At 72.7% G+C, this 25,896-nt stretch carries 29 protein-coding genes and 1 tRNA gene; 14 read left to right on the top strand and 16 right to left on the bottom strand.

The genetic code is table 11. The annotated features are described in order from the left end of the window. Window positions 1-30: 30 nt before the first annotated feature. Entirely contained in the window at window positions 31-558 is a 528-nt protein-coding gene (locus tag ACFFR3_RS16230) for a tyrosine-type recombinase/integrase (protein WP_379483389.1), read from the top strand. 358 nt (window positions 559-916) lie between these two features. On the opposite strand, the gene ACFFR3_RS16225 is transcribed toward ACFFR3_RS16230, so the two are convergent. Both ACFFR3_RS16225 and ACFFR3_RS16220 read right to left on the bottom strand, forming a co-directional pair. After that, a tRNA-Ile gene (locus ACFFR3_RS16225) sits at window positions 917-990 on the bottom strand. Window positions 991-1,270: 280 nt separating this feature from the next. Beyond that, a complete protein-coding gene (locus ACFFR3_RS16220; protein WP_364383433.1) occupies window positions 1,271-2,203 on the bottom strand; it encodes a LysR family transcriptional regulator in 933 nt (310 codons plus the stop codon). Between the two features lie 96 nt (window positions 2,204-2,299). Here ACFFR3_RS16220 and ACFFR3_RS16215 point away from each other — a divergent pair, with 96 nt between their 5' ends. Next, on the top strand, window positions 2,300-2,527 hold the full coding sequence (locus ACFFR3_RS16215) for a DUF6158 family protein (RefSeq protein ID WP_345400556.1): 228 nt from the start codon (window positions 2,300-2,302) through the stop codon (window positions 2,525-2,527). After that, the gene (locus tag ACFFR3_RS16210; RefSeq protein WP_345400559.1) at window positions 2,524-2,760 is read left to right on the top strand and encodes a hypothetical protein; all 237 of its coding nucleotides are present in this window, start codon (window positions 2,524-2,526) and stop codon (window positions 2,758-2,760) included. The genes ACFFR3_RS16215 and ACFFR3_RS16210 overlap by 4 nt, the downstream gene beginning before the upstream one ends. A gap of 185 nt (window positions 2,761-2,945) precedes the next feature. Here ACFFR3_RS16210 and ACFFR3_RS16205 read toward each other — a convergent pair whose 3' ends face one another. Genes ACFFR3_RS16205 through ACFFR3_RS16195 form a run of 3 tightly spaced genes read right to left on the bottom strand, consistent with a single transcriptional unit; the run spans window position 2,946 to window position 5,844 of the window. Further along, window positions 2,946-3,674 carry a hypothetical protein gene (locus ACFFR3_RS16205; protein WP_345400562.1) on the bottom strand — a complete coding sequence of 243 codons (729 nt, stop codon included), beginning with the start codon at window positions 3,672-3,674 and terminating at the stop codon, window positions 2,946-2,948. Continuing rightward, window positions 3,671-4,792, bottom strand: coding sequence for a vWA domain-containing protein (locus ACFFR3_RS16200; protein WP_379483356.1), 1,122 nt, complete (start codon window positions 4,790-4,792; stop codon window positions 3,671-3,673). The genes ACFFR3_RS16205 and ACFFR3_RS16200 overlap by 4 nt, the downstream gene beginning before the upstream one ends. Next, on the bottom strand, window positions 4,789-5,844 hold the full coding sequence (locus ACFFR3_RS16195; protein ID WP_379483355.1) for an AAA family ATPase: 1,056 nt from the start codon (window positions 5,842-5,844) through the stop codon (window positions 4,789-4,791). The genes ACFFR3_RS16200 and ACFFR3_RS16195 overlap by 4 nt, the downstream gene beginning before the upstream one ends. A 116-nt stretch (window positions 5,845-5,960) precedes the next feature. Here ACFFR3_RS16195 and ACFFR3_RS16190 point away from each other — a divergent pair, with 116 nt between their 5' ends. Beyond that, window positions 5,961-6,740 (top strand): putative hydro-lyase, encoded by a 780-nt coding sequence (locus tag ACFFR3_RS16190; protein WP_345400573.1) that lies wholly within the window; start codon window positions 5,961-5,963, stop codon window positions 6,738-6,740. On the opposite strand, the gene ACFFR3_RS16185 is transcribed toward ACFFR3_RS16190, so the two are convergent. Further along, window positions 6,703-7,296: a P-loop nucleotide/nucleoside kinase family protein gene (locus ACFFR3_RS16185; protein ID WP_345400576.1), complete on the bottom strand. Its 594-nt coding sequence runs from the start codon at window positions 7,294-7,296 to the stop codon at window positions 6,703-6,705. The genes ACFFR3_RS16190 and ACFFR3_RS16185 overlap by 38 nt on opposite strands. Before the next feature lie 85 nt (window positions 7,297-7,381). Between ACFFR3_RS16185 and secY the strand changes: the two genes are divergently transcribed. Continuing rightward, window positions 7,382-8,671 carry a preprotein translocase subunit SecY gene (secY, locus tag ACFFR3_RS16180; protein WP_379483354.1) on the top strand — a complete coding sequence of 430 codons (1,290 nt, stop codon included), beginning with the start codon at window positions 7,382-7,384 and terminating at the stop codon, window positions 8,669-8,671. Between the two features lie 13 nt (window positions 8,672-8,684). On the opposite strand, the gene ACFFR3_RS16175 is transcribed toward secY, so the two are convergent. The 4 genes from ACFFR3_RS16175 to ACFFR3_RS16160 all read right to left on the bottom strand — a co-directional run bounded on the left by ACFFR3_RS16175 (window position 8,685) and on the right by ACFFR3_RS16160 (window position 12,162). Next, window positions 8,685-9,365, bottom strand: coding sequence for a response regulator (locus ACFFR3_RS16175; protein WP_379483353.1), 681 nt, complete (start codon window positions 9,363-9,365; stop codon window positions 8,685-8,687). 163 nt (window positions 9,366-9,528) lie between these two features. Beyond that, window positions 9,529-10,764, bottom strand: coding sequence for a sensor histidine kinase (locus ACFFR3_RS16170; RefSeq protein ID WP_364383456.1), 1,236 nt, complete (start codon window positions 10,762-10,764; stop codon window positions 9,529-9,531). 45 nt (window positions 10,765-10,809) lie between these two features. Next, window positions 10,810-11,199 (bottom strand): PPOX class F420-dependent oxidoreductase, encoded by a 390-nt coding sequence (locus tag ACFFR3_RS16165; protein WP_364383459.1) that lies wholly within the window; start codon window positions 11,197-11,199, stop codon window positions 10,810-10,812. Between the two features lie 48 nt (window positions 11,200-11,247). Further along, on the bottom strand, window positions 11,248-12,162 hold the full coding sequence (locus tag ACFFR3_RS16160) for a phosphotriesterase family protein (protein ID WP_345400585.1): 915 nt from the start codon (window positions 12,160-12,162) through the stop codon (window positions 11,248-11,250). Window positions 12,163-12,310: 148 nt separating this feature from the next. On the opposite strand from ACFFR3_RS16160, the gene ACFFR3_RS16155 reads away from it, so the two are divergent. Next, window positions 12,311-12,775 carry a TIGR02611 family protein gene (locus tag ACFFR3_RS16155; RefSeq protein ID WP_345400588.1) on the top strand — a complete coding sequence of 155 codons (465 nt, stop codon included), beginning with the start codon at window positions 12,311-12,313 and terminating at the stop codon, window positions 12,773-12,775. 45 nt (window positions 12,776-12,820) lie between these two features. Continuing rightward, a complete protein-coding gene (locus ACFFR3_RS16150) occupies window positions 12,821-13,759 on the top strand; it encodes a TolB-like translocation protein (protein WP_364383464.1) in 939 nt (312 codons plus the stop codon). 12 nt (window positions 13,760-13,771) lie between these two features. Here the strand turns inward: ACFFR3_RS16150 and ACFFR3_RS16145 are convergent, their stop codons facing one another. Beyond that, the gene (locus ACFFR3_RS16145; protein WP_345400594.1) at window positions 13,772-14,092 is read right to left on the bottom strand and encodes a GroES family chaperonin; all 321 of its coding nucleotides are present in this window, start codon (window positions 14,090-14,092) and stop codon (window positions 13,772-13,774) included. Between the two features lie 76 nt (window positions 14,093-14,168). On the opposite strand from ACFFR3_RS16145, the gene ACFFR3_RS16140 reads away from it, so the two are divergent. Then, the gene (locus tag ACFFR3_RS16140) at window positions 14,169-15,425 is read left to right on the top strand and encodes an ArgE/DapE family deacylase (RefSeq protein WP_364383467.1); all 1,257 of its coding nucleotides are present in this window, start codon (window positions 14,169-14,171) and stop codon (window positions 15,423-15,425) included. Between the two features lie 103 nt (window positions 15,426-15,528). Here ACFFR3_RS16140 and ACFFR3_RS16135 read toward each other — a convergent pair whose 3' ends face one another. Genes ACFFR3_RS16135 through ACFFR3_RS16125 form a run of 3 tightly spaced genes read right to left on the bottom strand, consistent with a single transcriptional unit; the run spans window position 15,529 to window position 18,415 of the window. Further along, a complete protein-coding gene (locus tag ACFFR3_RS16135; RefSeq protein WP_345400600.1) occupies window positions 15,529-16,338 on the bottom strand; it encodes an ABC transporter ATP-binding protein in 810 nt (269 codons plus the stop codon). Beyond that, window positions 16,338-17,345: a FecCD family ABC transporter permease gene (locus tag ACFFR3_RS16130; RefSeq protein WP_379483352.1), complete on the bottom strand. Its 1,008-nt coding sequence runs from the start codon at window positions 17,343-17,345 to the stop codon at window positions 16,338-16,340. Before ACFFR3_RS16130 ends, ACFFR3_RS16135 begins: the two co-directional genes overlap by 1 nt. Then, window positions 17,342-18,415 (bottom strand): FecCD family ABC transporter permease, encoded by a 1,074-nt coding sequence (locus ACFFR3_RS16125; protein WP_345400606.1) that lies wholly within the window; start codon window positions 18,413-18,415, stop codon window positions 17,342-17,344. The genes ACFFR3_RS16130 and ACFFR3_RS16125 overlap by 4 nt, the downstream gene beginning before the upstream one ends. Before the next feature lie 91 nt (window positions 18,416-18,506). On the opposite strand from ACFFR3_RS16125, the gene ACFFR3_RS16120 reads away from it, so the two are divergent. Next, window positions 18,507-19,535 carry an ABC transporter substrate-binding protein gene (locus ACFFR3_RS16120; protein WP_379483351.1) on the top strand — a complete coding sequence of 343 codons (1,029 nt, stop codon included), beginning with the start codon at window positions 18,507-18,509 and terminating at the stop codon, window positions 19,533-19,535. 6 nt (window positions 19,536-19,541) lie between these two features. Here the strand turns inward: ACFFR3_RS16120 and ACFFR3_RS16115 are convergent, their stop codons facing one another. Together ACFFR3_RS16115 and ACFFR3_RS16110 are read right to left on the bottom strand one after the other, a co-directional pair. Beyond that, window positions 19,542-21,956, bottom strand: a complete 2,415-nt coding sequence (locus ACFFR3_RS16115; RefSeq protein ID WP_379483350.1) for a helicase-associated domain-containing protein — start codon at window positions 21,954-21,956, stop codon at window positions 19,542-19,544. A gap of 78 nt (window positions 21,957-22,034) precedes the next feature. Continuing rightward, window positions 22,035-22,529: an ATP-binding protein gene (locus ACFFR3_RS16110; RefSeq protein WP_364383480.1), complete on the bottom strand. Its 495-nt coding sequence runs from the start codon at window positions 22,527-22,529 to the stop codon at window positions 22,035-22,037. 184 nt (window positions 22,530-22,713) lie between these two features. Between ACFFR3_RS16110 and ACFFR3_RS16105 the strand changes: the two genes are divergently transcribed. The 5 genes from ACFFR3_RS16105 to ACFFR3_RS16085 all read left to right on the top strand — a co-directional run bounded on the left by ACFFR3_RS16105 (window position 22,714) and on the right by ACFFR3_RS16085 (window position 25,886). After that, window positions 22,714-23,580, top strand: coding sequence for a Sco1979 family transcriptional regulator (locus ACFFR3_RS16105; RefSeq protein ID WP_512699775.1), 867 nt, complete (start codon window positions 22,714-22,716; stop codon window positions 23,578-23,580). Next, window positions 23,581-23,817 (top strand): DUF397 domain-containing protein, encoded by a 237-nt coding sequence (locus ACFFR3_RS16100; RefSeq protein ID WP_345400620.1) that lies wholly within the window; start codon window positions 23,581-23,583, stop codon window positions 23,815-23,817. 88 nt (window positions 23,818-23,905) lie between these two features. Next, window positions 23,906-24,181, top strand: coding sequence for a hypothetical protein (locus ACFFR3_RS16095; protein ID WP_345400623.1), 276 nt, complete (start codon window positions 23,906-23,908; stop codon window positions 24,179-24,181). Between the two features lie 44 nt (window positions 24,182-24,225). Continuing rightward, the gene (locus ACFFR3_RS16090; RefSeq protein ID WP_345400626.1) at window positions 24,226-24,984 is read left to right on the top strand and encodes a hypothetical protein; all 759 of its coding nucleotides are present in this window, start codon (window positions 24,226-24,228) and stop codon (window positions 24,982-24,984) included. 20 nt (window positions 24,985-25,004) lie between these two features. Then, complete coding sequence (locus tag ACFFR3_RS16085; protein ID WP_345400629.1) at window positions 25,005-25,886, top strand: maleylpyruvate isomerase family mycothiol-dependent enzyme; 882 nt, start codon at window positions 25,005-25,007, stop codon at window positions 25,884-25,886. The last annotated feature ends 10 nt before the right edge of the window (window positions 25,887-25,896 follow it).

Genomic DNA, 25,896 nt, shown 5'->3' with positions numbered 1-25,896 from the left:
CCGAGCGTGGAGACGCGGGTTGCCTGATCGCTGTTTCGTGAGCGAGGGCGCATCCTCTGCGGTGGGCGGAAGCAGGAACTGGAGGACCCCAGTGCGCTGCTGGCGCTGGATACCGAGGCCGGCGACCGCACTATCGCCCTGGACGCCGACTCCGTCACCGCACTGCGCAGCCACCGTAAGGCGCAGACCGCCGAACGGCTGGCCGCGAGGGAGACCTGGCAAGACTGCGGATTCGCCCTCACCGACGAGATCGGCCGCCCGCTGCATCCGCAGCACGTCAGCGACCAGTCCTACCTGCTGTCTTATGAGGCGGGTCTACCACCGGTGCGGCTGCATGGCCTCCGGCATGGGGCTGCGTCCCTGATGTTGGCCGCCGGGGTCGACGTGAAGATCGTGCAAGAGACGCTCGGGCTTGTCTCCTCCACCTTCACCCGCGACACCCTCACCAGCGTCTACCCGGAGGTGGCCCGCGCGGCCGCCGAGTCCACCGCCGCTCTCATCAGCGCCGCGCCGGACGCCGGTCACACGCGCTTGATCACTTTGCCTGCTCGCGTCTGAGCATCCGTAGTCCAAATGGGGGCCCGCAGCGCGAGCTGCGGGCCTCGCCTTTCTGAGGCGAGAGACCAGCGGACGAAAAGTCCGCTCGATCACTGGGCGGGGGTGGGGTGAACATGCTCGGGAACCAGAAGGTGACCGCCCCGGTGCTGTGAGTTGGGGGAGTGGGCCGGTGCAGGTGTTCCGGCTTGTCTTCTCTTGATGGTCGCTGAGGTCTGTCGTGACGATGGCCAGCCTAAATGATCTACCACTTACACAACCCGCGCCGCCGAGCGATCAGCGAGCAACCAGCCATAACCAATGACGAGCTCCGAGGTCGGCCAGAACCGAGAAACCCCAGGTCGGACGCAGTGTTGGTGAGTAGGGCGGGTGGGACTTGAACCCACGACCCACGGATTATGAGTCCGATGCTCTGACCGGCTGAGCTACCGCCCCTGGATGAAGTTGTGTCGTGTCTGGCGCGGCGACCGGAAGGATCTTGCCGTGGCCTAGGCGCTAACCAAGGCTAGAGCATCGGATCCGGTCGTGGTGCCGGGCCAGGCGGGGAGAACGGTTCCCCCGACATCATTCCATGTCTGCTGGGGTTGGTGGAGTGCGGAACGATCATATTCTCCGTGGGCGTACTGCCGGGCGGGGGCCGGTCGGGAGGGGGCGGGTGGGGAGGGTTGGGGTGCTTCGCGTGGTCAGGGGGCGCGGCTCCCTGACGTGGGCGGGGTTAGGGGGCGGTGCCGTAGCCGGGGTTGCGGACCAGCCAGTCCGAGTAGACCGGGCTGCGGCGTACGGCGTCCAGATGGGCCTGTTTGGCCTGCGAGATCACCCAGGCGGCTTCGGGGGCGGTGGGGTGGCGGCCGAGGAGTTGCCGCCAGCGCAGCGGCGCGCCCGCCAGCGGCACCATGATCAGCCCCTGGGCGGGCTGGTGGGTGGCCTGGCACAGGACGACGGCCCGGCCGACCTGGGCGAGGTGGGTGCAGGTCGGTACGTCGGTCTCGTAGATCGTTCCCGGCGTGAACCCGGCCCGTGCGCACGCCATCGCGAAGCAGTCGGCGAAGCAGCCGTCGCCCGGCGTGACCGCCCACTGTTCGTCGGCGAGGTCGGCCAGCTGCACCTCCTTCTCCCGCGCGACCGGGTGATCGACGGAGACCAGGCAGAAGACCGGGTCGAGGCTGATGGTCTCCCAGACGAGCGTGCCGGTGGGGGTGCCGGAGTCGCCGCAGGCGCCGGTGAGCACGTAGTCGAGGCGGCCGAGCTCGACCATGCTGTTCAGCTCGTACGTCGACCACGACGTGTACGTGCTGACCTTCCGCTCGGCGGCGAGCCGGTCGACCAGCCCGCCCAGTATCGGCCCGTTGGTGGCGCCGATGCGGAAACCGGGGGAGGGGGCCTGGGCGAAACGTACGGCTTCGTCCTGCAGTTCTTTGGCTGCGGGGAGAAGCACACGCGCGCGGGCGAGCACGAGTTCGCCGAGGCGGGTGGGCCTGGCGCCGTGGCGGTCGCGCTCGAAGAGGGCGCCGCCGAGCACCCTCTCGATGCGCTTGAGCTGCGCGGTCAGGGCCGGTTGTGCCAGCCCGAGCAGGGACGCGGCTTTGCTCACACTTCCCGCGTCCGCGACCGCGCGGACGATCCTGAGGTGCCGTAGCTCGAGGTCCATAACGGGAAGGTAAAGCGGCGGTCTCTTACAGACAATGCCTCTATGTCAGGAATTGTGACAGATATTGGTCGAGGGTTCCTGGGGTAGGGGGAGCGCATGACGACCATGGGAATAGACCCCGCCCAGCTCAGCGACGAAGACGTCGTACGCGAGCTGCGCCAGCTGCACGCCACCAGAAGCGACACGTTCTTCCACGGATCGGACGACGCCCTCGCCCACCACACCTCCCGCACCAGCGAGCTGGAGGCCGAGTACCTGCGTCGCTTCCCCGACCGCGAGGTCGACCCCGCCAGGCTGAGGGAGGGAGCGAGGCAGCGGTCATGACCGAAGGACACGATGTGCAGGCCCTGTCGGACGTGGACTTCCACGTCTACGAGGCCGTCGCCGCCCAGGCCGTCACGTCCGGCGCCGCCCGGCTCGACGGGCTGACGCGCGCGTGCGGGCTGGGCGAGGAGGAGGTGCGGAAGAGCCTCTCGACGTTGATCGAGCATGGGTACGTGGTGCCGCTCGGCGACGAGTACGGGCTGGGGCCGCACACGTTCGAGGTCGAGTACTGACGGGGACGGAGCTCGGCTGGATGCCCCAGACGGCAGCGGCGGGCTCCAAGCGGTGGCCGCGCCCTGGTCCAAGGCGGGTTGGTGCCGGGCGATGGCAGCGCCTCTCATGTGCCGGGCGGCGGCAGCGTCCCTCATGTGCCGGGCGATGGCAGTGCCCCTCATGTGCCGGGCGGTGGCAGCGCCTCTCATGTGCCGGCTGGCGGCGGTGCCCCTTCCGCGCCGAATGACGACAGTGCCCTGAGCACGCCCGCCTGCTCCGCCGTGACGCCCGCCGCCCGCTGGGCGGAGGCCTCCTCCGGCGTGAGCCCGGCCGCGCACCAGGCGGCCACCTCGGCCAGGGGCACCGCGCCCCACCAGGCCGCCATGACCTCCAGGGCGGGACGGCCGAGCGCGGCGGCCTCGGCGGCGGTGAAGCCGAGTGCCCGGAACAGCCGCGCGTCCCCTTGATCCACCCGCCGCCGCGCCCACTCCAGGGCCTCGTCGCCGTCCCAGCCCGCGTCGGCGTACGCGCGGGCCACCGCCGCCGGCACGCCCGCGCGCAGCAGCCGGCGCAGCGCCTCCGTGACGGCCGGGTCGGGCAGCTCGGGCTCGGGCGTGGCCAGGCGGGCCAGCAATCGGACGCGGCGCGGGCGTTCGCCGGCGAGGTGCCTGCGGGCCGCGTCGTGCGGGGCGACGCCCAGCTCGTGCCAGCGTACGGCGTCGGCCGGCGTCATCCCGGCGCGCTGCCACGCGGTGACGGTCGCGGGCGTGGCGGCGGCGGTGGCCCACAGGCGGGCGTCGCCGGGATCGGTCACGCCGGCCTCCCGCCAGGCCGCTGCCTCCTCCCGCCCGAACCCGGCCGCCCGCCACCGACGCAGCTCGCCCAGCGTGCAGGACTGCTCCGCGGAGCGGTCCTCGCGGGGTGTGTCGGTCATGCGGCACTTCCTTCTGTCACGCGTACGGTGTGCGCCCACGGCGGTGGCTCGGGGCCGGTGCCGAACAGGCAGACCACGACCTGGGGGCGTGGCCGGCGGTCAGGCCACGGGGTGTTGCCGTCGGTGAGGACGACCAGCAGGTCCGCGCCCGGGGCCGCGGCCTCGAAGCCGGGGCGCAGGTCCGTGCCGCCACCGCCGGCCAGCTTCACCTGGGCCGCCGACCTGACCCGCTGCGCCGGGTACGCCTGCGTGTCGCAGCACGTCACGTCGACCCACTGGTGGCCGGTCGCGCGGAGGATGCCGTCCAGCTCGGTGAGGGCCCGTTCCAGCGCCGTACGGGCCACGCTGCCCGACGTGTCGACCAGCACCGCGACCCGGGGAAGCGGGCGTACCAGGGCGGGCAGCACGATCGATGGCGCCGCGGAGGCGCGTCTGGACGGGCGGCGGTGGCTGTAGTCGACCCGGCCGGACGCCTGCGCGAGGCCCCTCCTGACCAGGCGGGCCAGCCGCGCCCGCCAGTCCACCTCGGGACGCAGCACCGCCTCGGCCCAGCGCCGCCAGCCGCCAGGAGCCGTCCCTCTGGCGTCGATCTCGGCGGCGACGGCTCTGGCCAGCAGCTCGCGTTCCAGGGACGTCATCGACTCGGGGCCGGTGAACGGCGGCGGCGCGCAGGGAGCCAGGCCGGGCGGGACGTCGATGAGGTCGAGCAGCTCGGCGTAGCGCTCGGCGAGCAGGCCGTCGGGCAGGCCCAGGGTGTCCGGGGTGATGGCGTCGGCGGGGACGGCGTCCAGGCGGGCGAGGTCGTCGTTGATCTCGGCATCGGCGGCCTGGGCCCAGCGCAGGGCCGTCTCCTCGTACGGGCGGGCGCGGGTGTGGTGGTCGCGCAGGACATGGCCGACGTGGTGGAGCAGCCACCAGCCGAGTTCGGGGACGGGCAGGGTGGCGGCGGGGTCGAGGTGCACGTTCCCGTGCTCGTCGGCCGAGGGGCGGGGCGGTGCGGTGTCGTGGACGAGCGGCTGGAGGGCGAAGAGCGCCGAGGTCAGGTACGGCGCCCGCGCCGCCGCCCACAACCGCGCCGCCGCGAACCGCTCACCGATCTCCCGCTCGCGCCCGGTCATGGCAGCAGCCCGGCGGAGCGGAGGATGGGAGTGAGGTGCAGGACCGTGCCCGGCAGGACGGCGTCCCTGGGGCGGCGGGCGGCCAGGGAGCGGGCGGCGGTGGCGGCCACGTCCGGAGTGTGGCGGGCCACGCGGGCGATCAGCGTCCAGGCGCGCTGCCACGTGTCCGCGCTCCCGTCGGCGGCGACGTGCGCGACCACTGAGCCGAGCACGGCGTGCACCCGGTCCACGCGCTCCGGCAGCGGGGCGGTGGGGTCGCTGAGCAGGGTCTCGGGGTCGGGCAGGTCGAGGTCGCGCAGCCAGGACAGCAGCTCGAACCCGGCCGCCTCCCCGACCGCGCCGACCACCAGCTCGGCCCGTACGGCCTCGGACGACCCCGTGTAGGCGAGGGCCGTGGCGGCCAGCTCCCAGGTACGGGGGCTCGGCCAGGCGCGGGAGGGCCCGTCGGGGACGGAGAGCACCAGCTCAGGCCGTACCCGCAGGAAAGCCCCCACCAGCGCCCGCGAACGTGACACGTCGGCGGGACGGACGGCGGCCGGATCGAGCCCGTCCAGGGACGGCGGCGGGAAACCGGCGGTGAACCCGTCGGCGACCGAGGCGGCGCTGACCGTCCAGTCGAGGTGGATGAGCCGGTTGGCCAGCGGCGCCGACAGGTCCCACCCGTCGGCGGCCTGCTCGGGCGGGTTGGCGGCGGCGACGACGCGTACGGAGGCCGGCAGCGTCAGGTCACCGACGGCCCGTTCGAGCACGACCCGCAGCATCGCGGCCTGGACGGCGGGCGGCGCGGTGGTCAGCTCGTCGAGGAACAGGATGCCGGTGCCCGACTCGGCGAGCCGTTCCGCCCACCGGGGCGGCGCGAACCAGGTGCGCCCGTCCCGCAGCACGGGCAGCCCGGCGAAGTCGCTCGGCTCCCTGATCGAGCCGACCACGACCTCGACCGGCAGCCCGAGCCGCTCGCCGAGCGCCAGCACGGCCGACGTCTTCCCGGTGCCCGGCGCGCCCCACAGGAGCACGGGCAGGTTCGCCGACACGGCGACGGACAACGCGTTCACGAAACCCCCTAGAACTCTCGTCAACCCACGTTGACGCTCACAAGGTCAACGTAGGTTGACGAGAGCCGGGATGTCAAATGGTGGACCGCCGCACTCAGGGCTCATAGTGTCGAGAGGTGGACGTCGCCGACCTGAGCCCCGCGCAGGCGCGGGAGCGCTTCCGCACCGGCGAGCGGGTGCCTACCGCCGGCTGGTGCCGGAGCTGGACGCAGGCCAACCTCATCGCCGTGCCCAGCGAGCTGCGTTACGAGCTGCTGCTGTTCGCCCATCGCAACCCGCAGGCGTGCCCGGTGCTCGACGTGGGCGAGCCTGGGGTGTGGTCGACCGAGCTGTTCTCCGGCGACCTGCGTACGGACCTGCCCGGCTACCGCCTCTACCGCGACGGGCGGGCGGTGGCCGACCTGGACGACGTGGTGGCGGAGTGGCGGGCGGACCTGGTGCCGTTCCTCATCGGGTGCAGCTTCACCTTCGAGCGCGCGCTGCTGGCCGCCGGGGTGCCGGTGCGGCACCTGGAGGCGGGGACGAACGTGCCGATGTACGTCACCTCGATCCCCTGCGAGTCCACCGGCAGCCTTGCGGGGCCGCTGGTGGTGTCGATGCGGCCGGTGCCGGAAGAGCTGGTGGCGACCGCCGTCGAGGTGAGCGGCCGCTACCCGAGCGTGCACGGCGCGCCCGTGCACACCGGCGACCCGGCCGCCATCGGCGTCGAGAACCTCGCCGCGCCCGACTACGGCGACCCGGTGGAGGTGCGGGCGGGCGAGGTGCCGCTGTTCTGGGCGTGCGGGGTGACGCCGCAGCAGGCGGTGCTGGCCAGCGGGGTGCCTTACGCGATCGGCCACCTGCCCGGCCACATGGCGATCATGGACGTCCGGGACGACCACTACCGGGTGGCGTGACCCAGGCCGCCGCCGTGAGCTGCTCGCCGATCGGCGCCGCGCCGGGACGGTTGTCGATCTCCAGGTGCGGGACGACCGGCGGCTCGTCCACCCGGATATTACGCAGGTAGTCATCGAACGCGGCGAGCTTGCCCGCGTCGCGCGCCAGACCCCGCGCCACCAGCCGTTCGCGCAGCGTCGGCCCGTCCGAGCGCACCCACAGCAGCCGCACCGGCGGGCCGCCCAGCTCCGCCACCCACCGCTCCCAGCGGGCCGCGTCGTGCACCTGCGTGGTGAACGGGCCGTCCAGCGCGACCGGGCAGCCGTGGCTCCTGATCTGCCGGGCCACCCGGGTCAGGCCGGCGTACTCGTACCGTTTGACGTGCTCGTCGTACCAGGGGCCCTCGCGCTCGCCGTCCGGACGGCCGTGGGCGCGCAGCACCGCGCCCGCGAACTCGCCGTAGACGGTGTCCTTGTCCAGCAGCGCGGGCGCCGGGTCGAGCCGCGCGAGCAGCTCCGCCGCCACCGTCGACTTGCCCGCGCCAGGCGGCCCGCTGATCACCCACACAGTCGTCACGTGATCAACGTACGCGGATCCGCGTACGCCGGTGCCTCGTCTCGGCGGACGACGCCCGGCCCGCCCCCGGTCAGACTTCTTGCCCATGCTGACCGTCTTGACCAGGGCCTTCCGCGTGCCGGAGCTGCGCGGGAAACTGCTGTTCACCCTCGCGCTCATCGGGTTGTTCCGGCTGGGGCAGACGCTGCCCGCGCCCGGCGTGGACGTCGTGGCCGTCCGCGAATGCGCCGGATCCGCCGAGGGCGGCCTCCTCGACATGGTGCAGCTGCTCAGCGGCGGCGCGATGCTGCACCTGTCGGTGTTCGCGCTCGGCGTGATGCCGTACATCACGGCCAGCATCATCATGCAGCTCCTGGCCGTCGTGGTGCCCCGCCTCGACCTGCTGAGGAAGGAGGGGCAGAACGGCCAGGCCAAGATCAGCCAGTACACCCGCTACCTGACCGTCGGCCTCGCCCTGCTCAACGCCGGCACCGTCGTCACCCTCGCCCGCGCAGGCCGGCTCCTGCCCGGCTGCGCCCGGCCGCTGCTGCGCGACCCGGGGCTGCTCAGCGTCACCGTGATCGTGCTGACCATGGTGGCGGGCGCCTGTGCGGTCATGTGGATGGGCGAGCTGATGACCGACCGGGGGATCGGGAACGGGATGTCGCTGCTGATGTTCACGCAGGTCGTGGCGGTCTTCCCGGGGTACATGTCGCGGATCTTCGTCATCAGCCCGGTGAGCTTCGCCGTCATGCTCGCGGCCGGGCTGTGCCTGGTGGCCGCCGTGGTCTTCGTCGAGCAGGCGCAGCGGCGGGTGCCCGTGCAGTACGCGCGGCGGGTGGTGGGGCGGCGGTCGTACGGGGGGACGAGCACGTACGTCCCGCTCAAGGTGAACCAGGCCGGCATCGTGCCCGTCATCTTCACCTCGTCCCTGCTGTACCTGCCGACGCTGGTCGCGCCGATGCTCCCGGACGCGGCGCGGACCTGGGTCGAGATCAACCTCACCTCCGGGGCGCATCCGCTCTACATGACGGCGTACGTGGTGCTCATCGCCGCCTTCGCCTACTTCTACGTGTCGATCACCTTCAATCCCGCCGAGGTGGCGGACAACCTGCGGAAGTTCGGGGGGTTCGTGCCCGGGATCCGGCCGGGGCGGCCGACCGCCCAATACCTCGGGTTCCTCGTCTCCCGGCTCACCGCGCCCGGGGCCGCGTACCTGGCGGTGCTGGCGCTGCTGCCACTGATCGCGTTCGCCATCCTGCGCGATCCTGGGACGCAGCAGAACTTCCCGTTCGGCGGGACGAGCGTGCTCATCATGGTGGGGGTCGGGCTCGACACGGTGAAGCAGATCGAGTCGCAGCTCCAGCAGCGCAACTACGAGGGCTTCCTGCGCTGACCCTTGCGCGGGGTCAGGTGGGCAGGGCGAGGCCGGCGCGCATCGCGAACACCACCAGCTGTGCCCTGTCCCTCGCGTGCAGCTTCACCATGGCGCGGCTGACGTGGGTGCGTACGGTGTCGGGGCTGATCGTCAGCTCCTTGGCGATCTCCTCGTTCGACCGGCCCGTCGCCACCCACGCCACCAGCTCTCGCTCGCGCGGCGTCAGCGTCTCGACCCCCTCCACCGGGCCGCCCCCGTGCCGCCCGAACAGGCCGATCACCTTCCTGGTGATGGCGGGCGACAGCAACGCCTCACCAGCGGCGACCACGCGTACGGCGTTGACCAGCTCGTCGGGGGCGCTGTCCTTGAGCACGAAACCGCTGGCGCCGGCCTGGAGTGCGGCGAAGACGTACTCGTCGACGGCGAACGTCGTCACCACGACCACCTTGGTGCCGCGCAGGCCGGGGTCGGCGGCGATGGCCCGCAGGGTGTCGAGGCCGTCCATGCCGGGCATGCGGATGTCGAGCAGCAGCACGTCGGGACGGACCCGCCGCAGCAACGCCAGCGCCTCCCGCCCGTCGGCCGCCTCCCCGGCCCAGCTCACCCCCTCGGCGCGGTCGAGCAACGCCCGCAACCCCATCCGCACGACAGCCTGATCATCAGCCACCGCCACCCGCACCACCGCAGCCGCCTCATCCGGCGCGGCGGTCATGAGGACACCTCAGCGGTCATGGGGGCGGGGCGAGGGTGCGGGCGCTTCGCCCAGCGGGAAGGTCGCGCGGACGCTTCACCCGAAGCGGCGGTCGCGCGGACGCCCGGGAGAGGCGGGCCACCATCCGGAAGCCGCCGCTCTCGCGAGAGCCCCAATGTGGAGATCATGTGGATGTCTGGGGGAAGTGGGCCAGCACCTGGAAGCCGCCGCCCTGTCGGGGGCCGGTTGTGAGGTGGCCGCCTGCCTCAAGCACGCGGGCGCGCATTCCGGACAGGCCGCGTCCTTTCACATCCCCCGTCCGTGGGCCGGTGCCCCGGTCGGCGATCTCCACCACGAACGTGTCCGCGCTCTCGCTCGCGCGGACGAGTGCGCGGGTGGGGCCGGCGTGGCGGAGCACGTTGGTGAGTGACTCGCGGACCACCTGATAGACGGTGTCCTGGAGGTGGGCGGGGACGGTCAGGCGTGGGGGATCGAGGTCCACCGGCAGGCCCGCCGCGCGTACGCCGTCGATGAGCCCGGCGAGGTCGCCGCCCGGTGGGTCGATGCCGTCGAGCGCCGCCCGAAGCTGCGCCAACGCGGTCGTGCTGGTCTCCTTGATCGCCAGCAGTGAGGCCCGCGCCTGCTCGGGGTCGTCGTCGAGCGTGACGAGCGCGACACCCGCCTGCATCGCGATCGCCGCCAGCCCGTGCCCGGCCACGTCGTGTACCACCCCGGCGATCCTGGCCCGCTCCACCGCGACGGCGTCCGACGGGGCTGCGGCGAAAAGGGCGGCGTCCGACGGGGTCGTGCCGGTAAGGGCGGTGTCCGACGGGGTCGTGCCGGCGAGGGCGGCGTGCGTCGGGGCGGCGCTCACCGCAGCGGCATCGGCTGTGCCCGCGGGCCGGTCGACTGCCCGGATGGTGCCGGCTTGTGCGGCGGTGTCGGCGGTGGGTGAGGGCGGGTCGAGCGCGCGGATGGTGCCGACCGGTGCCGTGTGCGCGGCCGGGATGCCCCAGGTCGCCTGCCGCGCGTCGGCATCCGCGAGGGACGCGTGCTCGGGGCGGGTCAGAGCGGCGACGGAAGGCGCGGAGCCCGCGGGGAAGCGGGATGCCGTGCTGCCGGCGGTCGCTACTTCCGAGTGGCCGGGGGAGCGGGATGCCGCGCCGCCGGCGGTCGCATTCTCCGAGGGGCGGGTGGCGGCGGGCTGGTGGTGGGAGGGGTCGGCGGCGGCTGCGGCGTAGGCGGCGCGGGCCTGGGCGAGGCCGCTGAACGACCACGGCACCGCGAGCCACCCGGCCCACGCCAGCATGACCACGACCGGCACGTCGCCCGCCCTGCGCAGGCGCGACAGCGCGGCGAGCGGCCTACGCCACCGCCCGTCGCCGCGCGTGTGCCGCAGCCGGGAGTCCTCGGTCGCCATCCCCCACCCGATCAGGCTTGTCGTAGCCCCGATCTTAGCGAGCTTTCAGGGGGTGCGGCTCTGCCGGTCGCCGTCCAGACCCCACGAGATGATCTTGGTCGGCGTGATCCTGATGACCTCGCGGGAGAAGAACGGCAGCGGCGGATCCACGTCGGCCAGCGCCTGCGCGGTGCCCCTGATCTCGATCCCGCGCACCACCCACGGGTCCACGGAGGCCAGGTCGTCCACCACGAGCGAAACCGTGCTGCCCCGCCGCACGTTGCCGAACTTCTTCGACGCGCCCATCGCGTGCCCGCCGATGGTGATCGTGCCGGTCCCGGCGTCCAGGAAGTAGCCGACCGGGTTGTTCTGCACCTGCCCGCCGGGGGCGACCGTGGCCAGCCGGCCGAGGTGCTGGCCGGTGAGATAGTCCTGTTCTGCGGCTGTGAAGATCATGCGCCTCAGTCTGCAACCTTGACATTGGTTGAGGTCAAGGGCGGGCCTTCAGGAGGCGCTCAGGGACTCGGTCAGCCAGCGCAGCGGGTTGGCGTGGGTGATCGTGTGGAGGACGTCGTCGCCGACGCCGGCCTCGCGCAGGCGGGGCAGCAGCGCCTCGAAGAGGTCGGCGTAGCCGGGGCCGCCGTACCTGCGCACCTGGGCGACCCGGCTCAGGCCGGTGCTGAGCAGCAGGCGGCCGGCGTGGCCGTCCTCGATGAGGCCGAGCGCGAGCCTGGCCGCCTCGTCGGCGCCCAGGGCGAGGGAGCCGAGGCCGACGTACGCCCCCGCCTCGGCGATCTTCCTTGCTGTGCCGAGGTCGCCGCCCGCGTAGCCGACGGCGACGCGGGAGGCGGGCAGGTTCTGGCCGAGCAGGATCTCCAGCAGCGCGAACGCGTTCCTGCCGTGCGTGGCGACCGGCAGCCTGGTACGCAGGGAGGCGCGCGCGGCGGCGACCAGGCAGCGTTCCTCGGCGGCGGTGGGCTCGGCGCCCCAGCAGCCGACTTCGCCGATCACGCCGGGGAAGACGCCGGTGCCGTCCACGCCGCTGAGGATCTCGTCCATGAGGCGGGCGGTGAGCGTGTCCACGTCGGCGTCACCGACGTGGCAGAACGGGCCGGCGTACAGGCCGGTGGCGGCGATCACGGGGACGCGGCTGCCGGCCGCGATGCGGGCGAGCGCGGCGGCGTCGCGGCCCATGCCGAGACAGGTGAGGTCCACGACGAGCCCGAGCCGTCCTGACTGGCGGAGTTCGCGGAGCTCGGCGGTGACGGTCTGCTCCTCGTCGAGCCACCGGTGCGGGTCGGAGTCGATGCCGACCGCCCACCGCATGTCGGTGCGCAGATGCTCATGGGCGAGTACGACGCCGTCGATGGCGGCCGCGCGTACAGGGCCGGTGACGGTACGGAGCAGAACCTCGGGCATAACAGACATTAACCGATGTTTGCCTGCCATAGCCTGCTTGAGCAGCAAATTTTACGGAGAATGGTGTTTGTTGACTTGTTAGTCGGCTGCAAGTGAGCCCGCAGACCGGGCCGTATCCTGGGGTGCACACCGACTGCCGGGGGGAAATGTGCAGATTCAGAACTCCGACACCGGCGAAGCCGACGTGATCAAGGACGAGGCCGCCGCGCGCTCCGGCATGCCCGCACGCCGCAGGGGCATCCAGGGCCGGCTCGACGGCATCAGGGCCACCCGCACCGGCGCGCTCACGCTGAAGATCGTGGTCGGCATCATCGGGGCGGTCATGGTGGTGGGCGGCCTGATCATGGTGCCGTTCCCCGGGCCCGGCTGGCTGGTCGTGTTCGCGGGGCTGGCGGTACTGTCGACGGAGTTCCACTGGGCGCGCAAGCTGCTGGAGTTCGGCAAGCGCACGCTGCACGCCTGGACGGAGTGGTACAAGCGGCAGGGCTGGACCGTCCGCATCCTCGTGCTCATCGTCACCCTGGCCGCCGCCGGGGCGATCGTCTACGCCGGGCTGCGCACGCTCGGCATCGACGTCATCGAGATCGGCCTGAACTTCGTCCAGACCCGATAGGCATCGCTCGGGAAGTCCGGCGATCGGCTGCATAGTCTGCGGGGCGTGATCGCTCACCTCGCCGCCGCCCTGTCCTTACTCGTACCCGCCGCTCCCGCGGTGACCGCCGCCGGTCTGCCCCTGCCCGGCACGGGCGGCATGACGTACCAGGAACGGAAGGGCGATCCCGTCCGCCTGTCGGCCTACGGGCTCGGCACCAAGCGCACCTACCTGCGATCGGCCACCGGCAACTCCTTCACCTGGGAGAAGAGCCTGTCGGAGGTGTCGGTGTCGCCGGGCGGCACGCTGACGGCGGGGGTGCCGGTGGCGTACCGGTCCGGCTACGACGCGCTGCAGGTCACCGACCGCGCCACCGGACGCATCACGACCATCCGCACCGTCAAGAAGCCCTTGACGGCCTCCTACGCCTCCTGGTCCCGCGACGCCAAGCGGGTCGCGCTGACCGTCGAGCAGAAGGTGCGCGGCGCCTGGCAGGTGCTCGGCTTCACGGTCGTCGACGTGGCCGCCAGGCGGGCCCGCACGGTCCGCGTCGCCGGGCTCAGCCGCAAGGCGGGCTTCTGGTGGAGCCCCGACGGCAATCTGGTCTCCAGGCACGGCGCCGGCCTGCGCGTCTACCGGCCGTCGGACGGGAAGGTGCTGCGCACGCTCGCCGGCGCCGGCCTGCCCACCGGCCCCGAGGACGCGTACTCGCCGTCGGGCCGGCGGCTGGCCACCTGGTGCCCGGCCCGCTTCAAGGAGCAGCTCTGCCTGGTCGACCCGGCCACCGGCGCGATCGCGCGCCGGGTGGCGGCCCGGCCGGAGGCGGTCTTCGGCTGGTGGGACGAGAGCCACCTCATCGCCGTCACCGCGCACGGGCGCGCCTACCGGCTGGCGGTCATCGACTTCAGCGGGAAGGTGACGCGGGTGCTGGCCGGCGTGCCCGCCGCGACGTGGCGCGCGGACCTGTGGCTCTCCTTCGCGCGTACGAGGGCGAAGACGTCGTAGGAGAGGGGCGGGTCAGAGGTAGAGGCCGGTGCCGTGGTCGGTCTCCTGGGTGGCCACCGCGTGCAGGTCGCGCTCGCGCATCACCAGATAGGTCTGGGCGTGCACCTCGACCTCGAACTGGTCCTCAGGGTTGAACAGCACCTTGTCGCCGACCTTGACCGAGCGCACGTTCGTGCCGACGCCGCAGACCTCGCCCCAGGCCAGGCGGTTGGCCATCTTGACCGTCGCGGGGATGACGATCCCGGAGCCGCTGCGCCGCTCCTCGGCCTCCTGCTCCAACCTGATCATCACCCGGTCGTGCAGCATCTGAATCTCGAACTTGGGCTCTACCACGCGCTCAAGTTTACGAGCAGACGGACGCGCCGGACTCCAGGACGATTCGTCGCGCACCCGTGAGAAGGTGTGCTCCATGCACGACGTGGAAGCCCGGGTCCTCGATGCCATCGACGCGCCCGAGACCGTGAACCTGCTGGCCGAGACCGTGAAGGTCCCCAGCGTGACCGGCACAGACGCCGAGTCCGAGCTGCAGCACCGCTTCGCTCGCCTGCTCACCGAAGCCGGCATGGACGTGGACGTCTGGAAGCTCGACCTGCCCGACCTGACCAGCCGCCCCGGCTTCCCCGGCACCGAGGCGCCGCGGAGCGAGGGGTACGGCGTGGTCGCCGTCACCTCCGGCGGCGAGGGCCCGCCCGCCCTCGCCCTCCAGGGCCACGTGGACGTGGTGCCGACCGGCGACCTCGCCAAGTGGGCGGGCAGCGACCCGTTCGCCGCCCGCATCACCGGCGACGTGCTGCACGGCAGGGGCGCCTGCGACATGAAGGCCGGCCTGGTCGCGAACCTGGCGGTGGCCCGCGCCGTGCACCGCGCCGGGATCCGGCTGGCCAGGCCGCTGGCCGTGCACTGCGTGATCAGCGAGGAGGACGGCGGGCTGGGCGCGTTCGCCACCCTGGCCAGAGGGCACACCGCCGAGGCCGCGGTGATCAGCGAGCCCACCTCGGGCGCGGTCATCACCGCGAACGCGGGCGCGCTGACGTTCCGGCTGGAGATCGCCGGGCGGGCCGCCCACGGCGCCACCAGGAACGAGGGGGTCAACGCGATCGAGGCGTTCTGGCCGGTGTTCGCCGCGATCAGGCGGCTGGAGGCCGAGCGCAACCGCGACGTGCCCGAGCTGTTCGCCGGGAACGCGCTGCCGTACCCGATCGAGGTCGGGACGGTCCGCGCCGGCGACTGGGCCAGCACCGTGCCCGACCTGCTGGTCGCCGAGGGGCGGCTCGGGGTGCGGCTGGACGAGGACCCGGCGCGGGCGCGGGCGGCCTTCGAGGAGGCGGTCGCCGACGTCGCCGACCCCTGGCTGCGGGCCAACCCGCCGGTCGTCACGTGGCCGGGCGGGCAGTTCGCCAGCGGGCGGCTGCCGGCCGGGCACGAGCTGCTCACGCAGGTGCGCGACGCGGTGGCCGCCACGACGGGCGCGACGCCCGCCGAGACGGCGGCGCCGTACGGGAGCGACCTGCGCCTCTACACGGCGGGCGGCATCCCGACCCTGCACTACGGCCCCGGCGACGTCCGGTTCGCGCACGCCCCCAGGGAGCAGGTGCGGCTGAGCGAGCTGCGCGACGTCACCCGCGCGCTGGCCCTGCTCGCGGTCCGCCGCTGCGCCGCCTACTGAGCCGCCTACCGAGCCGCCTACTGAGCCGCCTACCGACCAGGCCCGGGGCGGCCCCACGCCGCCCCGGCCACAACCGTCGAAGCCGCCCACCAGGCGGTGGCGGTCAGGCGGAGGCGGCGACGCGGAGGCGGCGGCGGGACTCGGGGACGATGAGCGGGGTGCCCGACTGCGGGTCCTGGATGATCTCGCAGCGCAGGTCGAACACCTCCCGCACCAGCTCGGACGTGACGATCTCGGCCGGATCGCCCGAAGCGACGATCTCGCCGCCGCACATCACGATCAGGTGCGTGGCGTACCGGCTGGCCTGGTTGAGGTCGTGCAGCACGGCCACCATGGTCCGCCCTGCCTCGTGCAGGTCGGCGCAGAGGTCGAGCACCTCGATCTGGTGGGAGATGTCCAGGAACGTGGTGGGCTCGTCCAGCAGCAGGATCGGCGTTTCCTGCGCCAGAGCCATGGCCAGCCACACCCGCTGCCGCTGCCCGCCCGACAGCTCGTCCACGATGCGGTCGGCGAGCCCGGCCACGTCGGTGGCGCGCATGGCCTCCGTCACCGCCGCCTCGTCGGCCTTCGACCACTGCCGCATGAGCTTCTGGTGCGGGTAGCGGCCACGGGCCACCAGGTCGGCCACGGTGATGCCGTCCGGCACGATCGAGCTCTGCGGCAGCAGGCCGAGCCGCCGCGCCACCTCCTTCGACGGCAGCGACGTGATCACACTGCCGTCCAGGTGCACGGCGCCGGACTTCGGCTTCAGCATCCGCGCGAGCGCCCGCAGCAGGGTGGACTTGCCGCACGCGTTCGGGCCGATGATCACGGTGAAGGACGCGTCGGGGATCGCCACGCTGAGGTCGGAGGCCACGACGCGCTGGTCGTAGGCGAGGGTGAGGCCGGTGCCGGACAGGCGGGAGGAGACCATCAGTGGCGGTCCTTTCGCAGGAGCAGGACGAGGTACGTGCCGCCGATCGCGGCGGTCAGCACGCCGACGGGAAGCTGGGTGGGGGCGAGCAGCCGCTGCGCGGCCAGGTCGGCGGCGATCAGCAGCACGGCGCCCATCAGCGCCGACGCCGCCAGGGTGACGCCGGGGGAGCGGGTGAGCCGCCGGGCGAGCTGCGGCGCGGCCAGCGCGACGAACACGACGGGCCCGGCGGCGGCCGTGGCCACCCCGGCCAGCAGCACCCCGGCCGCGATGGCCGCCGCGCGGACGACCTCGACCCTGATGCCCATGGCCTTGGCCGCGTCGTCGCCCATCTCGATCACGCGCATCGGCCGCGCGATGGCCGCGCACACCGGCAGCAGCACGACCAGCGCGAGCGCGACGGGCCCCGCGTGGTCCCAGCCGCGCCCGCTCAGGCTGCCGGTGAGCCAGGCGCCCGCGGTGGCCGCGTCGTTGATGTTGGCCCTGGTCAGGATGTACGAGTTGACGGCCAGCAGCAGCGCGTTGGCCCCGATGCCGACCAGGACGAGCCGGTAGCCGGCCACGCCGCCCCGGTAGGCCAGCGCGTACGCCAGGGTCGCCGTCACCACGCAGCCGAGCAGCGCGCCGCCGGCGATCATGATGGCGGAGCCGCCGGCGACGACGGCGATGATGCCGCCCGTGGAGGCCCCCGCGGTGAAGCCGATGAAGTCGGGGCTGCCGAGCGGGTTCCTCGTCAGGCTCTGGAAGATGGCCCCGCTCAGCCCGAACGCGGCCCCGACCAGCAGCCCGGTCACCACGCGCGGGGCGCGCAGCTTGCTCACGATCAGCTCGGCGACCGGCGTGCCCTGGCCGAACAGGGCGTCGATGATGTCGGGCACCGGCACGGTGAACTCGCCGGTGGACAGCGCCGCCACGCTCACGGCGAAGCCGGCGAGGACGAGGAGCGCGGTGACGAGCAGGGCGCGCGGCGCGAGCCGTACGGACCAGGATCCGACGCGGACGTTCACAGCGCCGCCACCCGCCTCCGCCTGGCCATCAGGATGAAGATCGGCGCGCCGATCACCGCCCACACGATGCCCACCTGCACCTCTCCCGGCCGGGCGATGAGCCGCCCGACCACGTCGGCGCCGAGCAGCAGCACGGGCGCGGCCAGCGCCGAGTACGGCAGCACCCACCGCTGGTCGGGCCCCACCGCGGCGCGCACCGCGTGCGGCACGATGAGTCCGACGAACCACAGCGGCCCCGCGGCGGCCGTCGCCGCGCCGCACAGCAGCGTGACGGCGATGCCGGTGAGTATCCGCGTGCGGTTGACCGCGACGCCGAGCGCCTTGCCCGCGTCGTCGCCGAGCGCCAGCATGTTGAGCGGCCTGGCCAGCAGCAGCCCCATCACCAGCCCGGCGACCATGAACGGCGCCAGCCGCACCAGCGTGTCGGCCGTCTGCCCGGCCAGGGAGCCGGTCAGCCAGAACCGCATGCGGTCGAAGGTCTGCGAGTCCATGCGCAGGATGGCCGAGGCGACCGCGGTGCACACCATGCCGAAGGCGACGCCGGCCAGGGCCAGGCGTACCGGGTTCGATCCCGAGCGGCCCGACGAGGCGAGCGCGTAGACGACGAACGAGGCCAGGGCGGCGCCGCCGAAGGCGAACCAGACGTACACGGTGGGGTCGCCGAGCCCGAACACGCCGATCGCCAGCGTGACGCCCAGCGCGGCGCCCTGGTTGATGCCCAGCAGGCCGGGGTCGGCGAGCGGGTTGCGGGTCAGGCTCTGCATGAGCGCGCCGGCCAGCCCGAGCGTGGCGCCGACGCCGAGGCCCAGCAGCGTACGGGGGACGCGCAGCTCGCGGATGACCGTGTGGTCGCTGGAGCCGTCGGGCGCCAGGAACGCGTCGATCACCGTGCCGAACGACACCGACCGCGCGCCCAGCGCCACGCTGGCCAGCGCGACCAGCACCAGAACGGCGAACGTGACCACCAGCCCGGCGACCAGCACGGACGGGCGCCCTCCGGCCCTCCCCTCGGCCCTCCTCGCGGCGGTTCCGCTCACGGCCACCTGGGCCGTGTCCTCTGCCGGGCGCACCCGACCCCCTCTCGTCGTCAGTCAAACTTAGGCAAGGCTAATCTAATGGTCCAGCAAGCAAGCAAGGCCAGGCAACCTTTAGGAGATGCACATGTCGGGACCGGTACTGCCTCGCAGGGGCTTCCTCGCGGGCGCGGCGGGACTCGCGGCGGCCCTGACACTGGCGGCGTGCGGCGACGGCGGCGGCGAGGCGGCACCGGCCGGGTCGCCCGCCGGGTCGCCCGCCGGGTCGGGCGCGCCGTCCGGGCAGGGCTGGACGTTCACCGACGACCGTGACAAGAAGCTCGACCTGCCCAAGGTCCCCGCCAGGATCGTCGCGCAGGTCGGCGCCGCCGCCGCGCTGTGGGACTTCGGCGTGCGCCCGATCGGCGTCTTCGGCCCCCACAAGCTCGCCGACGGCGGCAAGGACCCGCAGGTCGGCAACGTCGACATCACCAAGGTCACCGGCCTCGGCAACGTGTGGGACGAGTTCAACGTCGAGCAGTACATCGCGCTGCAGCCCGACCTCCTGGTCAGCAGCATGTACGTCAAGGGCACCCTCTGGTACGTGCCCGAGAAGTCGAAGGACACCATCGAGCAGGTCGCCCCGACCGTCGGCGTCATGCTCACCGGCAAGAGCGCGACCGAGGTCATCGGCACGTACGAGCGGCTCGCCCAGTCGCTCGGCGCCGACATGGCGGGCGTGCCGGAGGCCAAGGCCCGCATGGAGGCGGCCACCGCGAAGCTGGCCGAGTTCAAGAACCTCAAGGTGCTCATGGTGTCGGGCGGCGCCGACGCGTTCTGGATCGTCAACCCGCCCGAGTACCCCGACATCGTGCACCTGACCAGCGCCGGCCTCGACGTCGTCAAGCCCGACAAGGTGGACGACGGCGGCTTCTTCCAGACGCTGAGCTGGGAGAACGCCGACACCTACGACGCCGACGTGATCCTCTACGACACCCGCACGCAGGCGCTCAAGCCCGAGGAGATGATGAAGAAGCCCACCTTCGCCAAGCTCCCCGCGGTCGAGGCGGGCCAGCTCTACCCGTGGAACGCCGAGGCGCCCTTCAGCTACCAGGGCTACGCCGACTTCCTGGAGGGCCTGGTGGCCAACCTGGCGAAGGCCAAGCCGCTGAAGTAGCGGGGCTCAGTAGGCCCCCCGCACCTCGACGATCTCGGCGAGCGGGAACTCCAGGTAGTCGCCCGCCTCCTCGCACCAGGCGTCGAGCGCGCCGCCCTTGAGCTCGCCATGGCTGATCGTGGCCGTCAGCCCGTCGGCGAGCGTGATGCCGGCCCGCACGCCGCGATCGACCACGAACCCGAGCAGCGACTGCTGCGCGGTCGGCAGCCGGGTGGCCATGCGGCCGATGATGGCCCAGGTGCGGCCGCTCCTGTCGTCCTCGGGCCGGCCGGCGGCGAGCAGCCTGCGGGCGTGCTCGTACGGGTCGGGCGCGGGCTCGGCCAGCATGTAGGGGGGCGTCTCGATGATGCCGGGGAAGTCGGACAGCTCGGCCACCTGCCCGCCGGGCAGCAGGATGAGCTTGCCGCCCGCCGGCTCCTCCGGGCGCGCCCGGTGGATGGTGATCTCCCCGGTGTCGGAGACCGGCACGGGGGAGTAGCCGACCTCGCGCAGCGCCGACAGCGTGCGGTCGGCGGGCGCCCTGCTCACCAGCACCGTCGGCGCGAGCAGCCGCAGCCCGAGCCGGCCGAGGCGCCGGTGCGCGGCGATCTCGGCGAGCAGCGCGGTGTCGGTGGCCTGGACGACGCAGCCGACCGTGGTGACCGTCACCTCGCCGTGGCGCCGCGCGGTGTCGCGGACCAGGTATTCGAGCGGCTGCGGGATCGTGCCGACCGCGGCCAGCTCGTCGAGCAGCGTGTCGGCCTCGTAGCCCTGGTCGAGCGCGCGGCGCACGCTCTCGGTGGTGAAGCGCCACACCGAGGCCGCGCCGCGCGACTCGCGCTCGGCGGTGCGGTCGAGCAGCGCCGCGAGCTCGGCCGAGGGCGGGCCGGTGACGACGGCGGTCAGGTCGGGGCCGAACAGCGCGCTCCTGCGGACGCTGGCCAGCGCGCGGGTGGCCGCCTCGGCCAGCATGGGGTCGTGCTCGACCATGGGGACGGCGTCGTCGTTCTCGTCGCCGGGCCGCGCGGTGAGCCCGGCCAGCGCCCTGCCGAGGTCGGTCAGCGCGTTGTTGGCCAGCAGCCCGAGCAGGCGGGCCTCGTCGAGCACGGCGGGCGCGCACGAGCGCAGCAGCCGCACGTCGAGCAGCGGCGCGTGCCAGTGGACGCCCCCGATGAGGCTGTCGCGGTCGGCGTACGCGGTGCCGGCGGGCAGGCCGGCCAGCACCGACAGCACGGCTCTGCGGATTTCGGCCAGCGTGCCGCCGATGGGGTCGTCGCCGAGCACGGTGCCGTACTTGCCGTCGATCTTGCGCAGGGAGGAGCGCTCCATGCGCCACCAGGCGGCCAGCAGCACCCGCAGCCGGGCCGAGCCCTCGTCGAGCCGCCAGCGGTCGAAGCGCTCTGTGGGGATCATGCCGCCGGACGGCTCGTCCCAGGCCAGCAGCCTGGCCACGGCGCAGATCTCCAGCAGCAGGCGGGTCTCGTCCTCGTCGCAGCCGGTCTCCTTGGCCACCCTGCGGACCTCGCGCACGCCGACGCCGCCGGTCTTGAGCAGCGGCAGCGGCGTCTTGGAGGTGTTGTCGAGCAGTGCCGCGCAGCGCTCGACGACGTGCGGCGCGGCCAGCGTCATGAGGTGGTCGACCTCTTCTGGATCGACCGGGATGGTGGCGATCTCGGGGGCTTCCGGCCGGTAGGGCGGGTGGTAGCCGGGGCCGCGCAGCCGGATCGCCACCTCGCGGGGGATCTCGGCGACGTTCCAGCTCGGCCGGAAGAGCAGGCCGTGGTCGGCGCACCACTTCTCGGGCGTGCCGGGGGTGACGAACGTGCCGCCGTCGACGTCGAGTGCGGGGCCGTCCCAGGCGAAGCGGTCGAGCAGCGGGACGGTGCCGGTGGGGGCGCCGGCGATGAGCGTGCGCAGGCGCTCGGCGTCACTCAGCGTCTCGATGACGCGGGCGATCGTGCGGCGCTTGTTGCCCTGGGCGGGCAGGCCGAGCGAGCGGGCGAGCGCGTGGAGCGCGTCGTTGCTGATCGACCAGGAGTTGAGGTAGTGCTCAAGCGGCTCGCCCAGGCTGAGCGGGGCGGACCAGTAGCGGGTGACGCCCTCGGCGAAGTGGATGACGTCGTCGTCGCCCGGCCAGGCCAGGGCGTGGTCGCAGAGGTGTTCGAGCCAGGGGGTGACGTCTTCCGCGCCCCTGTTGAGGAAGCGGGCCAGCGAGCCGGGGGTGGGGCGGGTCATGGCCAGGGCGGCCTCGGCGAGCTGCAGGCAGGGCAGCGGCAGCCGGCGCAGGGTCTCCATCACGGCGAAACCGTTGCCCAGGCGCTGGGCGAGGGTGTCGAGGCGCCGGGGCCAGGGCGCGGCGATGGCGTCGGGCCTGTTCGCGAGGATGCGCCCAAGCCTGTCCTCGTCTAGTGTTCGTAGCCAGCCGAGCAGGTGATCTTCCATCTGTCAGCACTCTCATGGGGTCGCGCGCGGGACTCACCGTGAGCCATGACCATCCACGGTAATGCAGATCACCCCCGGTCAGGAGAGGACTGCCCAGACGATCTTTCCGTGGGGCGCGAGTGCGGACCAGCCCCAGCGGAGGCTGAGCGATTCGACGATGTGGAGTCCGAGGCCGCCGGTGTCAAGGGGGCCAGGGTATCGCAGCACCGGCACCGAGGAGCCTGGATCGGTGAAGGCGCTGGTGACGAGGGGGCCGCGGCGGACGAGTGACATGTGGACCGTGCGCTGCCTGCGCGGGTCGTCGAGGCACAGGCCGTGGCGCAGGGCGTTGGTGGCGAGCTCGGAGACCACCAGCTCCATGTTCTCGGCCAGCTCGGTCAGGCCCCAGCCGGCCAGCGTGCCGGCGGCGAAGCTGCGGGCGGAGTGGACCGAGGACGCCTCGGGCGGGAGCACGTACGTGGCGCTGGCCGACGGGCCCGGGACCAGGAGATCGCGAGCCGCCTCAGGCCACCAGCCGATCGGGGGCCACCAATCGAACGTGGTCCACTGGCCGTGCGCCGTGGTGGATTGCACGTGATCATTCTGCGACAAACTCTCGTGCAGGTGCAAGAGCGAATGCACGTGCAGACAACTCGTGCACGCGCTACGGTTTCCCCCAAAAGGTCAATATGGGGGAAAGGGGATCTTGTCCGCGGCCATGATCTTTCGGCCGTGAAGTGACACACTTGTGGCAAGGAAACGACCAAGGAGCAAGCACGTGTCGATTGATCCGCCCGGGACCGGTTCGACCGTTCGGCGCATCATGCTGGGGGCGAGCCTCAGGCGTCTCCGTGAGCGCAGCGGGCTCGACCGGGCACAGGCCGGATTCCACATCCGGGCGTCCGAGTCCAAGATCAGCCGCATGGAGCTCGGCCGCGTCGGCTTCAAGACACGTGACGTGGAAGACCTGCTCACCCTGTACGGCGTCGTCGACGATGCCGAACGCCGTGCCCTGCTGGAGATGGTGCGCGAGGCCAACACCCCCGGGTGGTGGCACAAGTACTCGGCCGTGCTGCCGACGTGGTTCACCACGTACATCGGCCTGGAGGAGGCCGCGAGCGTGATCCGCACCTATGAGGTGCAGTTCGTGCCCGGTCTGCTGCAGACGGCCGCCTACGCGCGTTCCGTCTATCAGCTCGGCAACCCCGATGCGACCCCCGAGAGCATCGAGCGGCGCGTGCACATGCGCATGCAGCGCCAGGAGCGCTTCACCCGGAAGGACGGGCCCAAGCTGTGGGCCGTCATCGACGAGGCGGCGCTCAAGCGGACCATCGGCGGGCGGGAGGTCATGTCCGAGCAGCTCCAGCATCTGCTGGAAGTCGCCGCCCTTCCCAACATCACCATCCAGGTGATGCCCTTCAGGTTCGGCAAGCACGCCGCTGAAGGGGGCGCGTTCAGCATCTTGCGGTTTCCCGAGTCCGACCTGTCGGACGTTGTCTACGTCGAGCAGCTCTGGGGTGCCCTGTACCTGGACAAGCGTGAGGACGTCGACCCGTACCTCACGGCCATGGAGCAGTTGTGCGTGGAGAGCACCACGCCAGGAGGCACCGTCGAGCTCATCGGCGGTCTTCTCAGAAAGATGTAGATGAACCAGACCTACAACGGCATGCCTGCGGCCGACCTGACCGAGGTCGCCTGGCGCAAGAGCCGCTACAGCAACTCGCAGGGCAACTGCGTCGAGCTCGCGGAGCTCCCCGACGGGGGCATCGCGGTGCGCAACTCACGCTTCCCCGACGGGCCTGCCCTGATCTATACCCGTGACGAGATCCGGGCTCTGGTGCTCGGGGTGAAGGACGGAGAGTTCGACGGCCTGCTCGTGTAACACCGTGTTAACCTCCGGCGCGTCCGCTTAACGGCGGCGCGCCGGGGGTGTAACCGCCCGGCCTCCTCCTCCGGCGAGGATCGGGGTCATGCTCGACCAGATGACCCTGTATCCGATCGCCGACGACGTGCTGTTCGCACCCGGCGGCAAGGTCGTGATCCGCACCTATGGTGTCGCGCCCGCGACCGGCGGGGCCACCACGACGACCCCGGCCAGCGTCTCCTACCGCACGTGGGTGACCGGCATCAGGGACCAGCCGCGCTACTGGCACTGGGGCCATTTCGAGGACGCCGCCTCCGGGCATCGCAAGGTCCTCGAGTGGCTCACCGGGCGCGGCCCGCAGCCTTCCCAGGCACTCGTCTGATCGCTATCCTCGAAGCCAAGCAATCGCTTGGTAGAGGAGGCGCCGTGCGGCGCGCGATCCACCTGATCGAGGAGGTCGACTTCCGGCCGATGAACTCCAGGCGGCCGCTCGACTACCTCACCTGGCTGACCCGCTACAAGCGCGAGGACGAGAGCCGCACCGCGCCCACGCTCACCTCCGGCATGTCCATCAGGTCCCGCGAGATCGACCTGGTGGGCGCCTTCTACGCGGTCGGCATCACCGGCCACCCGCAGTTCAAGGCCGTCACGCTGTGGGACTGCCACGGCGGCTGGGACGGCGGGTGGCGGCAGATGATGGAGATCTACCAGGGCGTCGATGCCCGGCTGTTCCTGTCCGACATCGACGACCTGCGCTTCTCCGCCTTCTCCCGGCCGCTCGGCGCCGTGCCGGGCTGCCCGCCGCTGTCCGCGGCGCCCGCCGCCGAGCTCTACCTCTTCGAAAGCGCCCGCGTACGCCCCGGCGCCGCCCTCGACTACCTGCACGCCGTACGCACGGAACGCGCCCCGCTGCTCGCCGAGCACGGCCACACCCTGGCCGGCCTGTACGAGGTGCTGTTCTGCGACACCGAGGCGGTCACCCTCTGGGCCGTCTCCCTCGACGACCACCTGGCCACGCAGCGCGCCCGCGACGCCGCACTCGGCCTCGACGACGAGGCGAAGCCCGACCCGCGGCTGCTCGCGTGGGCAAAACGCGCCCGCGACTATCTCGAAGGCCCCTGGCGTGAGACGCTGCTCGCACCCTTCCCCGGCTGCCGCCTGGCTCCGGGGGGCCCGCCGGGTTAGCGTCGGCTGCGGAGGTGGCCATGACGGACTCGTACCTCTTCGACGGGCGGCGCCCCGACGACCACGTCGCCTCGTGCCCTGACTGCACCGCGGCGATCGCGCTGCTCGATCAGCCCGAGGCCGCCGCCGAGCCGCCGCCCGGGCTGCGCGAGGCCGTGCTGTCCGGGGCGAGCCGCCGCCGCACCCCCGCCGCGATGGGCGTGGCCACCGTCGCCGTCCCGTACGCCGAGCAGGTCGCGCTCATGGACGACCTGCTGGCCGAGCTGAGCCCGGCCCAGTGGGAGTCGCCGGTCCCCAAGCACGGCACGGTCAGGGGCATGGTCGAGCACCTGACGGCCAACGATGCCACCGTGGCCAGGTTCATGGGCGTCCAGGGAGCCCTCGCGCGGACCGCGCACCGGCGCTGGCGCGAGCAGGCCGGCTCGCTGCTGTCGCGCGTGTCGGCGGGCAGCGAGGTGCTGCTCGGCGTGGAGGTGGCGCTGGCGGGCGCGCGGCCGGCCCGCGCGCCGCTGCGCCAGGCCATGATCCAGCGCACGTTCGAGACCTGGACGCACGCCGACGACATCAGGGCCGCCACCGACCGGGCCGGGGCCGCGCCGAAGCCCGAGCACGTGCACATGGTCGCCGAGTTCGGGCTGGCGCTGCTGCCGCGCGCGCTGCGCGGGCCGCGCCGCGACGTCTCGGCCACCATCGTGCTCACCGGGCCGGGCGGCGGCACCTGGACGATCCCGCTCTCGCCCGCCTCCGACCACGTCGCCGTGCTCATCTCGGCCGACGCCGCCGGCTTCTGCCGGCTGCTGGGCAACCGGTGGCCGCCCGGCGCCTTCCCGTACGCCGCCGAGGGCGACCCCGCGCTCGCCCGAGACCTGATCGCCGCCGCCGCGACCCTGGGATGCGACTGATGAGCGACGT

Origin of the sequence: Nonomuraea salmonea (assembly GCF_042428605.1) — a bacterium.
GTDB lineage: Bacteria > Actinomycetota > Actinomycetes > Streptosporangiales > Streptosporangiaceae > Nonomuraea > Nonomuraea salmonea.
Note: the sequence above shows the minus strand (reverse complement) of the source record. Positions and strands in the feature narration are given on the sequence as shown.

Bases quoted from the DNA above. Each gene is read 5' to 3' on its own strand.
- ACFFR3_RS16220 (WP_364383433.1), bottom strand. From the start codon at position 2,203: ATGGACCTCGAGCTACGGCACCTCAGGATCGTCCGCGCGGTCGCGGAC.
- ACFFR3_RS16215 (WP_345400556.1), top strand. From the start codon at position 2,300: ATGACGACCATGGGAATAGACCCCGCCCAGCTCAGCGACGAAGACGTC.
- ACFFR3_RS16210 (WP_345400559.1), top strand. From the start codon at position 2,524: ATGACCGAAGGACACGATGTGCAGGCCCTGTCGGACGTGGACTTCCAC.
- ACFFR3_RS16205 (WP_345400562.1), bottom strand. From the start codon at position 3,674: ATGACCGACACACCCCGCGAGGACCGCTCCGCGGAGCAGTCCTGCACG.
- ACFFR3_RS16200 (WP_379483356.1), bottom strand. From the start codon at position 4,792: ATGACCGGGCGCGAGCGGGAGATCGGTGAGCGGTTCGCGGCGGCGCGG.
- secY (WP_379483354.1), top strand. From the start codon at position 7,382: ATGCTGACCGTCTTGACCAGGGCCTTCCGCGTGCCGGAGCTGCGCGGG.
- ACFFR3_RS16175 (WP_379483353.1), bottom strand. From the start codon at position 9,365: ATGACCGCCGCGCCGGATGAGGCGGCTGCGGTGGTGCGGGTGGCGGTG.
- ACFFR3_RS16170 (WP_364383456.1), bottom strand. From the start codon at position 10,764: ATGGCGACCGAGGACTCCCGGCTGCGGCACACGCGCGGCGACGGGCGG.
- ACFFR3_RS16165 (WP_364383459.1), bottom strand. From the start codon at position 11,199: ATGATCTTCACAGCCGCAGAACAGGACTATCTCACCGGCCAGCACCTC.
- ACFFR3_RS16160 (WP_345400585.1), bottom strand. From the start codon at position 12,162: ATGCCCGAGGTTCTGCTCCGTACCGTCACCGGCCCTGTACGCGCGGCC.
- ACFFR3_RS16140 (WP_364383467.1), top strand. From the start codon at position 14,169: ATGCACGACGTGGAAGCCCGGGTCCTCGATGCCATCGACGCGCCCGAG.
- ACFFR3_RS16135 (WP_345400600.1), bottom strand. From the start codon at position 16,338: ATGGTCTCCTCCCGCCTGTCCGGCACCGGCCTCACCCTCGCCTACGAC.
- ACFFR3_RS16120 (WP_379483351.1), top strand. From the start codon at position 18,507: ATGTCGGGACCGGTACTGCCTCGCAGGGGCTTCCTCGCGGGCGCGGCG.
- ACFFR3_RS16115 (WP_379483350.1), bottom strand. From the start codon at position 21,956: ATGGAAGATCACCTGCTCGGCTGGCTACGAACACTAGACGAGGACAGG.
- ACFFR3_RS16100 (WP_345400620.1), top strand. From the start codon at position 23,581: ATGAACCAGACCTACAACGGCATGCCTGCGGCCGACCTGACCGAGGTC.
- ACFFR3_RS16095 (WP_345400623.1), top strand. From the start codon at position 23,906: ATGCTCGACCAGATGACCCTGTATCCGATCGCCGACGACGTGCTGTTC.
- ACFFR3_RS16085 (WP_345400629.1), top strand. From the start codon at position 25,005: ATGACGGACTCGTACCTCTTCGACGGGCGGCGCCCCGACGACCACGTC.